We start from the raw sequence: 13,641 nt of genomic DNA on the forward strand, positions 1-13,641 counted from the left end.
GTCGCTCCTTCACTCGGATCGTCCGGCACGTTCCTGCCGGTGAAAGGAAGCGTCCCCTCATGGCTACGGTCACCTACGCGAAGGCGTCCCGGATCTACCCGGGCACCGAACGCCCCGCGGTCAACCAGCTCGACCTTCAGATCGGCGACGGCGAGTTCCTCGTCCTGGTCGGCCCCTCCGGTTGTGGTAAGTCCACCAGCCTGCGCATGCTCGCCGGCCTGGAGGACGTGGACGACGGCGCGATCTACATCGACGACCGGGACGTCACCCACCTGCCGCCGAAGGCCCGCGACATCGCGATGGTCTTCCAGAACTACGCCCTCTACCCGCACATGACGGTGTACGAGAACATGGCGTTCGCGCTCAAGCTGCGCAAGACCTCCAAGTCCGAGATCGACCGGCGGGTCAAGGAGGCGGCGGCGCTGCTCCAGCTGGAGGAGTACCTCAGCCGCAAGCCCAAGGCGCTCTCCGGCGGTCAGCGCCAGCGGGTCGCGATGGGCCGGGCCATCGTCCGGGAACCGCAGGTCTTCCTGATGGACGAGCCGCTGTCGAACCTCGACGCCAAGCTGCGGGTGCAGACCCGTACGCAGATCGCGTCGCTGCAGGCCAATCTCGGCATCACCACCGTCTACGTCACCCACGACCAGGTCGAGGCCATGACCATGGGTCACCGGGTCGCGGTCATGCTCGACGGCGTGCTCCAGCAGGTCGACACCCCGCGGACGCTCTACGACACCCCGGCCAACGTCTTCGTCGCCGGCTTCATCGGCTCGCCCGCCATGAACATCAAGACCGTGCCGTTCAGCGAGCAGGGTGCGTCGTTCGCCGAGATGTCCGTGCCGCTGACCCGCGAGCAGGTCGAGGCGGCAAGCGCCGAGGGTGGCAACGGCAAGGTCACCGTGGGCTTCCGCCCGGAGGACTGCGACATCGTCAGCCCGACCGAGGGTGGCATGCCGGTCGTGGTCGAGCTGGTCGAGGACCTGGGCTCCGACGCCAACGTCTACGGCCACGCCGCGCTCGACGGTGCCTCCGAGCGGTTCGTGGTCCGCACCGACCGCCGGACCATGCCGAGGCTCGGCGACACGATCTTCGTGAAGCCGCGTACCGGCCAGAGCCACGTCTTCCACTCCGCCACCGGGCAGCGCATCTGAGGTAGCACCGAAAAGGGGCGGTCCGCCGATGGCGGGCCGCCCCTTTCGCGTACGCTCGGCGGTTTCTCAGCCCCCGACGGCCCGGCGGCGTGCCACCTCGGCCAGCGTGACCGCGGCGGCGACGCTGGCGTTCAGTGACTCCACCTCGGAGATCATTGGGATGCTGACGGTGAGGTCGCAGGTCTGCCCGACCAGGCGGGACAGCCCCCGCCCCTCCGAGCCGACCACCACGACCAGCGGGCCGACGGCGGCCTCCAGGTCGTACAGGTCCGTCTCCCCGTCGGCGTCCAGGCCGACCACCATGAACCCGGCGTCCTGGCAGGCCTTCAGCGACCGGGTGAGGTTCGTCACCTGGGCCACCGGCACCCGGGCCGCCGCGCCCGCGCTGGTCCGCCAGGCGGTCGCGGTGATCCCGGCAGCCCGCCGCTCCGGTACGAAGACACCCTGCGCGCCGAACGCGGCGGCGGAGCGAATGACCGCGCCGAGGTTACGCGGATCGGTGACCCCGTCCAGCGCCACCAGCAGCGGTGCCGGCTGTTCCAGTGCGGCGGCGACCAGATCCTCGAACGGCTCGTACGCGAACGGCGGCACCTGGAGACCGACGCCCTGGTGCAGCACGCCCCCGGTCATCCGGTCCAGCTCGGCGCGGCTCACGTCAAGGATCGCGATGCCCCGGTCGGCGGCGGTACGGATGATCTCCTTGACCCGGTCGTCGACGTCGATGCCCTGCGCCGTGTAGAGCGCGGTCGCCGGCACCTGGGTACGCAGCGCCTCCAGCACCGGGTTGCGACCGACAAGCAGTTCCGGGGTGTCCTTCGCCGGGTTGGACTTGCGACCCGGCGCCACCCGGGGTCCGCTGCGCCCGGCGGGCTGCTTGCCCCGGGCCGGCTTGGCGGTGGCCGCGCCCCGGCCGCCGCCCCGGCCCCAGGTGGTGTCCTTGCTGCCGGGTTGGCCGATCTTCGGGGCCCGCCCCTCCTCGGCCGCCGCCCGGCGTTCCTTCTCCTGCTTCCAGGCGGTGCGCTGCGGCAGCTTCTCGGTGCCCGAGTACGCCTTGTGCCAGGGCCGCTCGTCGGCCGGCAACGTCCGGCCACGCCCGGCGAGGGAGTCCCGGTTCTTTCCGCCAGACCCCTTCGGGGCACTGGCCTTGGACGCCACCCGTCGACCACGGCGCTGCGAATTGCCGGCCATCAGTCCTGCTCTCCAATAGTCCAACGCGGCCCCTGTGGGGTGTCCTCGACCACCACTCCGGCCCGCTTGAGTTGATCCCGCAGCGCGTCGGCGGCGGCCCAGTCCTTGCGGACCCGGGCCTGCGCGCGCTGTTCCAGTGCCAGGGCGATCAGGGAGTCCACCACACCACGGAGGTCGCCAGCCCGGGCTCCGCCGGTCCAGGCCGGGTCGAGAGGGTCGACCCCGAGGATATCCAGCATCGCGCGGACGCTGGCGAGCGTGGTGCGGACCGTCACATCCTCCCCGCCGGCCAGCGCGTTGTTGCCGTCCCGCAGCACCTCGTGCAGCGCCGCCAGTGCGGCCGAGGTGTTCAGGTCGTCATCCATCGCGGCGACGAACGCGGCCGGCAGCTCGCCGAGCCCACCCGCGCCGACCCGTTCCACGGCCCGCGTCACGAAGCCCTCGATCCGCCGGTACGCGACGGCCGCCTCGCGCAACGCCTCCTCGGAGTAGTCGATCCGCGAACGGTAGTGGGCGGCCACGTAGTAGTAGCGCAGCTCGACCGGCCGCACCCCGAGGGACGCGACGTAGTCCAGATCGAGGGCGTTGCCCAGTGACTTGCCCATCTTCGTCCCACCGATGCCGAGCAGGCCGTGATGCACCCAGTACCGGGCGAAGGGCAGGCCGGCGGCCTGGGACTGGGCCAGCTCGTTCTCGTGGTGCGGAAAGGTCAGGTCGAGCCCGCCGCCGTGGATGTCGAACTCCGCGCCCAGGTAGCGCCAGCACATCGCCGAGCACTCGATATGCCAGCCGGGTCGGCCCCGCCCCCACGGCGACGGCCAGTAGGCGTCCGCCGGCTCGTCCGGCTTGGCACCCTTCCAGAGCGCGAAGTCGCGCGGGTCGCGCTTGCCCCGGTCCGGTGCGTCACCGGCGGACTGCATGTCGTCGGGCTGCTGGTTGGACAACGCCCCGTACGGCGGCCACGAGCACACGTCGAAGTACACGTCGCCGGAGCCGTCGGTGGCCGGGTAGGCGTGCCCACGCTCGATCAACCGCGCGATCAGCTCGTGCATCTCCGGGACGTGACCGGTGGCGCGCGGTTCGTAGGTGGGTGGCAGCACGTTCAACGCCCGGTACGCCTCGGCGAGCTTCAACTCGTTGGCGTACGCGATCGACCAGAAGGGGCGTTGCTGCTCCTGCGCCTTGACCAGAATCTTGTCGTCGATGTCGGTCACGTTGCGGATGAAAGTGACCTGGAAACCGGCCGCCGACAGCCAGCGACGCAACACGTCGTAGTTGACACCGGAGCGAAGGTGGCCGATGTGCGGCGGTGCCTGGAGCGTGAGACCACACAGGTAGACCCCCACCTTGCCGGCTTCCCGCGGGACGAAGTCCCGCACCGATCGGGCGGCGGTGTCATACAGGCGTAGCGTCACCGTACAAGGGTAGCCGTCCGCTGTTGCCCGCTCGGCCGGAGCCTGGTGGCGCCCGGCCGCTCGGCGCCTGCCGATGACCGACCCGCTGGCCGTACGCTGCTGGTCGTGAGCACTTCCGCGACACCCGGTCCGGCCCCACGGCCGACAGTGCCGGACGGCCCGGCGCCAGCCGGATCGGTCCCCGGAGGATCGATGCCGGCCGGTTCAGCGGTGGGCGGCGCGGCGTCCCAGACCCTGGACCGGGGGCTGCGGCTGCTGCACCTGGTGGCGGAGGTTCCCGGCGGGTTGACCGTCACCGAGGCCGCGAGCCGGTTGGGCATCGGTCGGGCCGCCGTCTACCGGCTGGTCGGGCCGCTCGCCGGGCACGGCATGCTGCGCCGCGACGCCGACGGCCGGCTGCGCCTCGGTGCCGGGGTGCTGCACCTGGCCCGGCGGGCCCAGCCGCTGCTCGCCGAGGGTGCGTTGCCCGCGCTGCGGCGGCTGGCCGAACAGGCCGGAGCCACCGCTCACCTCACCGTGGTGGAGGGTGGTGAGGGGGTCGCCCTGGCGGTGGTCGAGCCGAGTTGGACCTCGTTCCACGTCGCATACCGGACCGGGGCCCGGCACCCGTTGGAGCGCGGTGCCGCCGGGCGGGCCATCCTGGCCGGCCGGTCAGGCCACGTCGGCCCGGTGAGCACCGCCGGCGAGCTGCAACCCGGCGCGTACGGGGTGGCCGCCCCGGTGCTCGGGGTGCCCGGCCTGGAGGCGAGCGTCGGGGTGGTGGCCCTGGCCCCACTGGACGCCGAGGCGGTCGGCGCACAGGTGCTGGCCGCCGCCACCGCCATCGCCACCGCCCTGACCTGACCCACTGCCTTCGCCCACCCGGCACGCCCCCACCGTCCGCCGCGACCCGCACCGCCCGCCGCGACCCCCACCGGCCCGGCACGACCCCCACCGCCCGGCGCGACTTGCCGCAAGTCGCGGCCAAACTCCGGCTTGAGACCCCGACTTGCCGCAAGTCGAGAGGGAGCCACCCCGCCACACAGCCGGCTCCGGGTGTGTTCAAACGTGGCCTCATAGCACACTCGGCGACGATCGGGGCAGTTATCCACAGGGGACGGGCGGCGCGCCGTCCTTGGTTGTCCACAGGGGCTGCCGTGGCGGCACCAGGGCCCGCAGGCTCTTCTGCATGCCAGTTCGAGTACACCGACCCGGAGCCCTGGCGTGGCAGGTGTTCCGCGGCTCGGACGCCGTCGACCAGGGCCTGCTCACCGCGCACCAGCTACGCAGTTCCGTCTGGGTGCGACTGCGGCGGGACATCTACGCCGATGCTCGGCTTGAACGCGATCACGAGCTGGCCTGCCGCGCCGTGGCGTGGCAACTGCCGGTCACGGCAGCGTTCGCCGGCCCGTCGGCGGCGTACCTGCACGGCGTCGAGCACGCCGCGAGCTTCACCGACAACGTTCACGTGCTCGTGCCGGCCCCAGCCGGGCTGCGCAGCCAACCCGGCCTGCAAGTCCACACGATGTCTGAGGAACCCTGGCTCCAGGGCCTCGGCACGGGCACGCTCCGCCGCACCGACCCGACCCGGGCAGCCTGGGAGAGCGCCGTCTGGCTCCAGCCGACCCGCGCGATCGCCATCATCGACACCCTGCTCGGCCGGGGACTCACCACACGGGCAGCTCTCACCAGGTTCGCGGCCCTGCACGACGGCCGTCCCGGGATACGCCGGGCACGCTGGTTGTTCGATCTGGCTGAGCCGGCGGCCCAGTCGCCGGCCGAGTCACAGCTGCGCATCCGCCTGGTGCTGGCCGGTCTGCCTCGACCGGTGGTTCAGCATCCGGTGCAGGTGTCCGGCGGCCGGGTACTGCATCCCGACCTCGCCTGGCCCGCTTTCCGGGTGGCGGCCGAGTACGACGGCCACTGGCATTCGGACCGCGAGCAGTTGCATCGGGACCGACAACGCCTGAACCGTCTCGTCGGTGCCGGCTGGCTGGTCCTGCACGTCACCAGTCGCCGTCTCCACCAGGACTTCCCGGGGATCGTCCGGGAGGTCAGCTCCGCGCTGCGCGACCGGGGATGGCGCCGATGACAGCAGGTGGCCGGGCTGAGATCTCCAGCCCGGCCACCGTGCCCCTGATCAGAGGCGTGCTATCGGCGCGGCTTGACCGTCACCGCCGCGTACGCGTCGACGATGCCGTGCCCGTAGAACCCGTTGAAGTTGCGCGAGCCGGCGCAATAGGCGTCGAACTCGGCCGGACGCTCCTCATTGGCATAGCTGAACAGCCGCGGCTCCGGGCAGGCCCGCTCGGCGGCCGTCCGAAGGAGCTGCTGCTCGACCAGGTCCGGCGCCATGCCGTAGCCGTCACGGCCCTGCTTCTTGCCGTAGCGGCTCACGATCAGCGCGACGACCCCGGAGGCGTGCGGTGCCGCCATCGAGGTGCCCTGGAGGTAGGTGTAGTACCCGCACTCACCGTTGCGCTTGCAGTCCTTGAACACGAAGGTCTCGGCGCCGGGCACGATGTTGCCGTCCTCGTCGACCGCGCCCTCCTCCTGGAGGACATGCTTCGGGTAGGTGGAGAGGATCATGTTGGCGTCGGTACGGAACGTGTCCGTGCCGAAGCCGTCCCGGTACCAGCCACCCGGCGCGGCCACCGCGGTCTGCTCCGTCCCGTAATTGGAGAAGTCGGACTTCTTGCCCGACGGGCCGACCGAGGAGACGCTGATGACGTGCGGCCCTTCGGTGGGCAGATCCCAGCAGCTGTCGTTGTCGATCTCGCGCGGGTACGGCGCGACGTCACCGTAGTTGGGGCTGGAGACGTCGGTACGCGGGTCGCCCAGGTCCTCGTGGTTGTTGCCGAGTGCGCCGACGAGCGTCACGCCCCGGTTGTGGGCGAAGGTCAGCGCCCGCCCCATGGCCCGGATGGTGGCCCGCTGCGCCGCCTGCGCCTCCGGCGAGTCAGCCGGGTTGGCCGTGCAGTTGTAGAGCCACGGGTCGACGTAGAAGGACATGTTGACCACGTCCAGACCGGACTTGCCCGCGTGCAGCAGGGCGTTCACCACCGGGTTCAGGAAGAAGTAGCCGGAGTCCTGGCCACCCTTCAGCTCGACGAGCGACACCTTCGGTGCGACACCGGAGAGGCCGAACCCGTTGGCGGCGGCACCGATGGTGCCGGCGACGTGGGTGCCGTGGCCGCCGTCGTCGGTGCCGACCGGGTCGAGGCAGCTCGCCACCTCGCACTCCCCGTCGATCTCGGGGATGTCGGGGGCGAAGTTGCGCGACAGCGCCCAGTCGAAGTTGGGGGCGATGTCGGGGTGGCCGGCGTCGACGCCGGTGTCGAGGACGCCTACGGTCACCCGGCGGTCACCGGGCTCGACCTCGCGCGCCTTGTCGGCCCGGATCATCTCCAGACCCCAGAGCTTGTCGTCCAGCGGGTCCATCTTCTTGCCCCGCTGCTGCTTACCGGCGCCCTTGGCGGCCGCGGCGGCCAGCAGGTGTTCCTGCTCGACCCGGTCGAGGCGCGGCTTGCGCCCGATCGCCTTCTCCTCAGCCGCACCGATCAGGGCAGCGGCGGAGGTAGCCTTCGTCGCGAAGTCGGCCCGGTCGGTCGTCACCTGGTAGACACCGACCTCGTCGCTGCGGGACACCACGGTCCCGCCCGCCGACCGGATCGCGGCCAGCGCCGCGTCGGTGGAGACGCCGTCCTCGGCGACCACGGTAAAGGTCCGCAGGTCCGCCGGCTCGGCGCTGGCGGGCACTCCCAGACCTGTGACCGTGAGTGTCAGCGCCGTCGCGGTCGCGACGGCACCGACGGTGAAGCGCTTGCTCACCACATCGGATCCTCTCGTTGAGGGACGTGGCGTCATCAGACATCAATGCGTGAGGTTTCGCCAGAGCCGCGCCGGATAAGCGGTGGAAGATCCGCTTCGCCGGGAAGATCGGCGAGCACGCCGGGCAGCTCGGCCAGCGTCGTGACCACGGCGTCCGGCGCCACCCCCGCCGGCAACCGCTCGCCTCGGCGATTGAGCCACACGGCCCGCAGGCCGGCTCGCTGTGCGCCGACCACGTCATGACCTGGGTTGTCGCCGACGTGTACCACCTGCGCCGGGTCCGCCCCGGCGGCCGCGCACACCGCCGCGTAGAAATCCGGGGCGGGCTTCTTCGGCACGCCGTCGCAGTGCGCGTACACCTCGAAGGCGAACTCGCCGGCGAGGCCGCAGCGTTCGGCGCGGCTGTTGCCGTTGGTGGCGAAGCCCAGCGTCCATCGTTGCCGCAGGGCGGCCAGCGCCGGCAGCGTGTCGGCGAACGGCCGGGTCAGCGCGAAGCGGCGGGCGAAGAACATCGCGCTGATCTCGTCCAGGTGGGCACCGAGCCCCGCCCGCTCCAGCGACCGGGCCAGCGCGGCCCGCCGGATCTCGGCCACCGGCGCGGCGGCCAGGTCACCGAAGACCGCGCCCCAGTCCGATTCCAGGTCCGCGAGAGTGACCCCGGCCGCCGCCGGGGTGAGCCGCCGCATCTGCGCCAGTACGACCTCCAGCCCGGCGGTGACGGCCGGCCGCAGATCGACAAGGGTCTCGTCGGCATCGAACACCACTGTGGTCAGCATGCCGGACAGCCTGTCACCGCAGGGCTGGCTCGGTAACCTCCACCCGCGCCGGCTGGACGGGCTTGCGCAGCTCGTCGAGGCGGACCAGCGCCACACCCGCGACGATCAACAGTCCGCCGAGCAGTTGCACAATCGTCGGCAGCTCACCCAGGACCAGCCAGGCGATCAGGACCGCGAACATCACCTCGGTCAGCCCGACGAACGAGGCAAGCCGGGAACCGAGCACCCGCACCGCGGCGATCCCGGCCAGGTAGGCGATCACCGCGGCCACCAGCGTCAGACCGGCGATCGGCACCAGCCAACTGGTCCGCGTGCCGGCGAACTGCACGGTGTCGAAGGTGGCCCGCAACGGCAGCACGCCGGTCAGGCCGAGCAGCAGCAGCACGCCGGCGCCGGCAGCCATCCCGCCGCTGGCCATCACCATCGAGGGCAGGGCGGGGTCGACCCGGCCGGCGAGCACGAAGTACCCGGCCAACCCCACCGCCGCGCCGAGGCCCCAGAGGACGCCGACCACGTCGAGTCGTCCGGCCCCGGTCAGGTCGAGCACGAAGACCAGCCCGGCCACGGCTGCCACCGAACCGGCGACGGTCAGCCGCCGGGGGCGCTGGCCCTGCACCAGCCAGGTCCAGCCGACGACGAGGACGATGCCGAGGTATTCCAGTAGCAGCGCGACACCGACCGGCAGGTACCGCACGGCGTTGAAGAAGCACGCCTGGGCGACCGCGACCCCGAACAGCCCGAACACGCCGATCGAGGCGAGATTACGGCGCAGCACCTGCCATCGCCCCCGCAGCACGAGAATGGCCGGCGCCATCAGGATCAGGGCGGCGATGCCGACCCGGGCGATGACGACCGCTTCGGCCGACCAACCATCGTCGATCAGGGACCGGGCGAAGGTGCCCGAGGTCGCGAAGGTGATCGCGGAGAGCAGCGCGAGTGCGAGGCCGGCACCTGCGGCGGGCGGTTGACGCATGGGCTCTCCTTGGCACGACCGCCCGCCATGGGCAAAATAGATTATGCCGATGACGCTAGGCGGAGCTACGACAGGAGTCAAGTTGCTTTTCGCTCATGACACCGAGTGTTCGCTGATCGCCGCCGCGGCGCTGGTGAACACCGCCGGCTCCGACGGCGAAGGGCTACCGGACGTCGCCGCCCTGGACGCCTTCTACACCAGCCACTCCTACAGCGGGCGGCACGAGCACACCGAGGCCGAGCTACGGGCGGTACGCGCGCTGCGCCCCCGCCTCCGCCGGATCTGGTACGCCGAGGTCGACGAGATCGTGTCGATCGTCAACGCCCTGCTCCGCGAGCACCGGGCGCTGCCCCAGCTCATCACGCACGACGCCGAGCCGTACCATCTGCACGCCGTACCCCGGGACGCCCCGCTGGCCACCCGGATCGCGGTCGAGGCGGCGATGGCGATCGCGGACGTGGTACGCGGTGGCGAGCTGCGCCGGCTGCGCACCTGCGAGCACCCCGACTGCGACAACGTGCTCGTCGACCTGTCCAAGAACCGCTCCCGCCGGTTCTGCGAGGCCGGCTGCGGCAACCGGGCTGCCGTCAGCGCCTACCGCGCCCGCCGGGCCGCCGCCCGCTCCTGACCTCCGACACGTCGGCGCGTGACGCAGGTCAGCGGGCGCGACCGGCCATCAGCCAGCGGGTCACCACGACCCGGAGCAGCACGTAGCGGCCGTCCGGGCCGTCCACCGTGACATCCCAGCCGCCGTACCGGCGCCGAAGCGCCTCCACCACCTCCGGTGGGAACGGCTGGCGGACGATGCTCGCCTCGCCCTCCGCGACGACCGGCGCATCTCCGTCGGGCAGCGCCAGCGACACCCGGGGGTCGGCGGCGACGTTGCGTACCTTCCGGTTACGCTCGCCGGTGCCGATCCACCACTCACCCTCGACAAAGTGGAACCAGACCGGCGTCAGATGCGGCGAGCCGTCCGGCCGCAGCGTGCAGAGCCAGACCACCCGCTCCCGCGCCAGCCGCTCCAGCACCTCCGCGCCGGGCAGGGCGGTCACGTCCGGCGCGGAGGTGCCGCGACAAAGGCCCGCCAGGCGTACGCGCCAAAGCTCAGCACCGGCCCAGCCGGGTCCTTACTGTCCCGCACCCCCACCACCCGAAGACTGGTCGCCACCTCAACACATTGGTCACTGGAACCGCTGCGGCTGCTCTTACGCCACTGCGCACCGATCAGTTCCACGACTCCGCGATCTCCTTCAGCAGTTCCGTCGACTCCTGCTGCGGCAACGCCGCGCCGAGAGTAGCCTCCCAGACCCGCTGGAGCATCGACAGATCCGACGCCTGATCCAGTTCTCGGCCACCGATTTGACCACCGAGATACGCGACATCGGTCCCGTCACCGAACCTGGCGAGGATGAACGGACCGTTGAGGCCCGGGTACTCATCGGCCGACAGTGGTACAACGTGCAGTCGAACCGAGGGGTGGTCGGTGCCGATGGTGATCAGATGTTTCGCCTGGTCGAGCATCACTTTCCGACCACCGACCCGCCGCCGCAGCGCAGACTCGTCGAGCACGAACACCGCTCGCGGCGGATGCTCCTGGCATAGGACAGCCTGGCTGGCCATGCGGTCGGCCAGGCGCTCCTCGCGCTCGACACGGCTCAGCGAGTCATCAGCCTCGAAAATCGCACGGGCATAGGGCTCGGTCTGGAGCAGACCCGGCACCCGCACCGGTTCGAACCATCGCAACGCCTGTGCCTCTTCGAGGATGGCGCGCCAGCCGCGTAGCCAGATCTGGGCTTTGTCGAGGGCTACCAGGTGGGTGAGCATTCGAGCGAAGATGCCGCCGGTGTCGAGGGCCTTGTCGACCAGGTCCAGGTACTTCGGGGTGGGCGGCTGCTGGCCCAGCTCCACCGCGCTGACCATCGACGGCGAGTAGTTGACCGCCTTGGCCAACTCTTCCTGACTCCAGCCCTGCCGGACCCGTGCCCGGCGCAGCTCCGCCACCAGGAACGCCGCCGCCGTCGTCTGCCCACCCGCCATGTCCAGCCGCCCTCCAGGAACCGGTCGATCGACTCCAGCGCCACGCCACCGGTAACCCGGCCCTTCCGCAGTGGGCCTCGGGCAGCAGGCACAAACACTTCCGACCGTAGTGGTGTGGTCAGCAGACTGTGAAGCGCGACGCTCGCCGCTCATCCCCCGAGCCGCGGCGTCGAGGTGGGACCGCCCGCTCCCCCGGCCGGGCGGTCCCACCGCCGGGGCGATGACGCGAACGACTCAGCTCGACAGGAAGGCTGCGCCAATGTCCCGAGCCACGCCCCGTACCGCGCCCCGGACCGGACCACGCACCGCACCCCGGACCTCTCGGACCGCGCCGGACCGGACCATGCACTGCGTCCCGGGCGGCTCGTTCGGGCGCCGGTGGCCGAGGATGACGGCCCCGGCCGCGTCGCGCCGGGCACACCTGCCGTTGCGGCCACTCTGGCTCTGCCGGGTCTGCGCGGCGCCCTGGCCGTGCGCCGCCGCGCGGCTCGATCTCGTCGCCGAGTACGCCGACGACCGGATCTCGCTCAGCGTCTACCTCTGCGCGGTGCTGCACGAGGCCGCCGCCGACCTCTACCGCCTGAACCCGCAGGACGGTCCGGATCCGGCGGCGCTCTTCGCCCGCTTCCTCGCCTGGGCACCCCGGCGTCGGCCGGCCGACGACTGATCGACTCGTGTTGCGGCATCCTGGCCCCATCCGGGCTGCTGATGGCCGCAGGATGCCGCAACTGGAGTCGATCAAGCCAGGCCTCATCGGGCGAGAGGGTCAGGCCGGGCAGCTCGGATGGGGGGACGGGCCGGGCCAGCGGACGGGCCGGCGGGTCCGGCGGAGGGACCAGCGGGCCGGCGCGGCGGGGTCAGGGGTGGGTCATGCGGAGCAGGTCGAGCGCCTCTTCCAACTGGGTCTCGGAGAGTTTGCCGGAGTCGAGGTGGCCCCGCGAGATCACCACCTCCTTGATGGAGATCTGTTTCGCCAACGCCTCCTTGGCGATGGAGGCGGCCTCGTCGTAGCCGAGGTGCCGGTTGAGCGGGGTGACGATCGACGGCGAGCCCTCGGCGTACGACAGGCAGACCTCGGCGTCCGCGACCAGGCCGACCACGCACCGGTCGGCGAGCAGGCGGCTCGACGCGGCGATCAACCGGATCGATTCCAGGATGTTGCGACCCATCACCGGCAGCATGACGTTCAGCTCGAAATCGCCCTGCGAACCGGCGAAGGCCACGGTCGCGTCGTTGCCGACCACCTGCGCGCAGACCTGCCGGACCGCCTCGCAGACCACCGGGTTGACCTTGCCGGGCATGATCGACGAACCCGGCTGGAGGTCCGGGATGCGCAGTTCACGCAGACCGGCGCGCGGGCCGGAACCCATCCAACGGATGTCGTTGGCGATCTTGTAAAGCCCCACCGCGACGGTACGGAGCTGCCCCGACGTCTCGACCAGGGCGTCCCGGGCGCCCTGCGCCTCGAAATGGTTGCGCGCCTCGGTCAACGGCAGCCCGGTCGAGGCCCGCAGCTTCTCGATCACCCGGGCGGCGAAGCCGAGCGGAGTGTTGATGCCGGTGCCGACCGCCGTGCCGCCCAGCGGCAGCTCCGCCAGCCGGGGCAGGGCCGCCTCCAGCCGCTCGATGCCGTAGCGGATCTGGGCGGCGTAGCCGCCGAACTCCTGCCCGAGAGTAACCGGGGTGGCGTCCATCAGGTGGGTGCGTCCGGCCTTGACCACAGTCTCGAACTCCGACGCCTTCGCCTCCAGCGCACCGGCCAGGTGATCAAGCGCCGGGAGCAGATCCCGTACGACGGCCTCGGTAGCGGCCAGGTGGATCGAGGACGGGAACACGTCGTTGCTGGACTGCGACGCGTTCACGTCGTCGTTGGGATGAACGCTGCTGCCCAACTCCCGCCCGGCCAGAGTGGCGATCACCTCGTTGGTGTTCATGTTGGACGAGGTGCCGGAGCCTGTCTGGAACACGTCCACCGGGAACTGGTCGTCGTAACCGCCGTCGGCCACGTGCGCGGCGGCGGCGGCGATCGCCGCGGCAACGTTCGCGTCGATCACGCCCAGGTCGCCGTTGACCTCGGCCGCCGCGCCCTTGATCTGGGCCAGGGCGCGGATCTGGGCTGGCTCGATGCCCCGGCCGGAGATCGGGAAATTCTGCACCGCCCGCTGGGTCTGTGCCCGCCACAGCGCCTCGGCGGGCACCTCCACCTCGCCCATCGAGTCGCGTTCGATCCGGTAGCCCGTCGCCTCTGGAGTCGTCACGCGTACCATCCTGCCGCGCACCGCGACGACGTG

General features: G+C 71.3%; 14 protein-coding genes. 5 read left to right on the top strand and 9 right to left on the bottom strand.

Annotation, left to right across the window (positions count from 1 at the left end; all coding sequences use genetic code 11):
* Positions 1 to 59 precede the first annotated feature (59 nt).
* Positions 60 to 1,151 carry an ABC transporter ATP-binding protein gene (locus KBX00_RS08225; protein WP_210824924.1) on the top strand — a complete coding sequence of 364 codons (1,092 nt, stop codon included), beginning with the start codon at positions 60 to 62 and terminating at the stop codon, positions 1,149 to 1,151.
* A 66-nt stretch (positions 1,152 to 1,217) separates the two neighbouring features.
* On the opposite strand, the gene rlmB is transcribed toward KBX00_RS08225, so the two are convergent.
* Together rlmB and cysS are read right to left on the bottom strand one after the other, a co-directional pair.
* Positions 1,218 to 2,339: a 23S rRNA (guanosine(2251)-2'-O)-methyltransferase RlmB gene (gene rlmB / locus KBX00_RS08230; RefSeq protein WP_210824926.1), complete on the bottom strand. Its 1,122-nt coding sequence runs from the start codon at positions 2,337 to 2,339 to the stop codon at positions 1,218 to 1,220.
* Positions 2,339 to 3,754: a cysteine--tRNA ligase gene (gene cysS, locus KBX00_RS08235; RefSeq protein WP_210824928.1), complete on the bottom strand. Its 1,416-nt coding sequence runs from the start codon at positions 3,752 to 3,754 to the stop codon at positions 2,339 to 2,341. Before cysS ends, rlmB begins: the two co-directional genes overlap by 1 nt.
* Positions 3,755 to 3,946: 192 nt before the next feature.
* On the opposite strand from cysS, the gene KBX00_RS08240 reads away from it, so the two are divergent.
* Together KBX00_RS08240 and KBX00_RS08245 are read left to right on the top strand one after the other, a co-directional pair.
* Positions 3,947 to 4,597: an IclR family transcriptional regulator gene (locus tag KBX00_RS08240; RefSeq protein WP_210824930.1), complete on the top strand. Its 651-nt coding sequence runs from the start codon at positions 3,947 to 3,949 to the stop codon at positions 4,595 to 4,597.
* A gap of 325 nt (positions 4,598 to 4,922) precedes the next feature.
* Positions 4,923 to 5,825 (top strand): hypothetical protein, encoded by a 903-nt coding sequence (locus KBX00_RS08245; protein WP_210824932.1) that lies wholly within the window; start codon positions 4,923 to 4,925, stop codon positions 5,823 to 5,825.
* A gap of 59 nt (positions 5,826 to 5,884) precedes the next feature.
* Here KBX00_RS08245 and KBX00_RS08250 read toward each other — a convergent pair whose 3' ends face one another.
* From KBX00_RS08250 to KBX00_RS08260, 3 genes are read right to left on the bottom strand one after another with little or no spacing between them, the layout of a single operon-like run.
* Entirely contained in the window at positions 5,885 to 7,564 is a 1,680-nt protein-coding gene (locus KBX00_RS08250; RefSeq protein ID WP_210824934.1) for a S8 family serine peptidase, read from the bottom strand.
* A gap of 35 nt (positions 7,565 to 7,599) precedes the next feature.
* On the bottom strand, positions 7,600 to 8,340 hold the full coding sequence (locus tag KBX00_RS08255) for an HAD family hydrolase (protein ID WP_210824936.1): 741 nt from the start codon (positions 8,338 to 8,340) through the stop codon (positions 7,600 to 7,602).
* Positions 8,341 to 8,353: 13 nt separating this feature from the next.
* Positions 8,354 to 9,313, bottom strand: coding sequence for a DMT family transporter (locus KBX00_RS08260; protein WP_210824938.1), 960 nt, complete (start codon positions 9,311 to 9,313; stop codon positions 8,354 to 8,356).
* 82 nt (positions 9,314 to 9,395) lie between these two features.
* On the opposite strand from KBX00_RS08260, the gene KBX00_RS08265 reads away from it, so the two are divergent.
* On the top strand, positions 9,396 to 9,941 hold the full coding sequence (locus KBX00_RS08265) for a CGNR zinc finger domain-containing protein (RefSeq protein WP_210824940.1): 546 nt from the start codon (positions 9,396 to 9,398) through the stop codon (positions 9,939 to 9,941).
* Positions 9,942 to 9,969: 28 nt separating this feature from the next.
* Here KBX00_RS08265 and KBX00_RS08270 read toward each other — a convergent pair whose 3' ends face one another.
* Genes KBX00_RS08270 through KBX00_RS08280 form a run of 3 tightly spaced genes read right to left on the bottom strand, consistent with a single transcriptional unit; the run spans position 9,970 to position 11,350 of the window.
* Positions 9,970 to 10,365: a pyridoxamine 5'-phosphate oxidase family protein gene (locus KBX00_RS08270; RefSeq protein WP_210824942.1), complete on the bottom strand. Its 396-nt coding sequence runs from the start codon at positions 10,363 to 10,365 to the stop codon at positions 9,970 to 9,972.
* Positions 10,362 to 10,547, bottom strand: coding sequence for a DUF397 domain-containing protein (locus tag KBX00_RS08275; RefSeq protein WP_210824944.1), 186 nt, complete (start codon positions 10,545 to 10,547; stop codon positions 10,362 to 10,364). Before KBX00_RS08275 ends, KBX00_RS08270 begins: the two co-directional genes overlap by 4 nt.
* Positions 10,538 to 11,350: a helix-turn-helix transcriptional regulator gene (locus tag KBX00_RS08280; protein WP_210824946.1), complete on the bottom strand. Its 813-nt coding sequence runs from the start codon at positions 11,348 to 11,350 to the stop codon at positions 10,538 to 10,540. Before KBX00_RS08280 ends, KBX00_RS08275 begins: the two co-directional genes overlap by 10 nt.
* Before the next feature lie 388 nt (positions 11,351 to 11,738).
* Here KBX00_RS08280 and KBX00_RS08285 point away from each other — a divergent pair, with 388 nt between their 5' ends.
* Entirely contained in the window at positions 11,739 to 12,017 is a 279-nt protein-coding gene (locus tag KBX00_RS08285) for a hypothetical protein (RefSeq protein WP_210824948.1), read from the top strand.
* 190 nt (positions 12,018 to 12,207) lie between these two features.
* On the opposite strand, the gene KBX00_RS08290 is transcribed toward KBX00_RS08285, so the two are convergent.
* The gene (locus tag KBX00_RS08290) at positions 12,208 to 13,617 is read right to left on the bottom strand and encodes a class II fumarate hydratase (protein WP_210824949.1); all 1,410 of its coding nucleotides are present in this window, start codon (positions 13,615 to 13,617) and stop codon (positions 12,208 to 12,210) included.
* Between the last annotated feature and the right edge of the window lie 24 nt (positions 13,618 to 13,641).

The sequence above is a fragment of the Micromonospora sp. C95 genome, from assembly GCF_018070465.1.
Lineage (GTDB): Bacteria > Actinomycetota > Actinomycetes > Mycobacteriales > Micromonosporaceae > Micromonospora.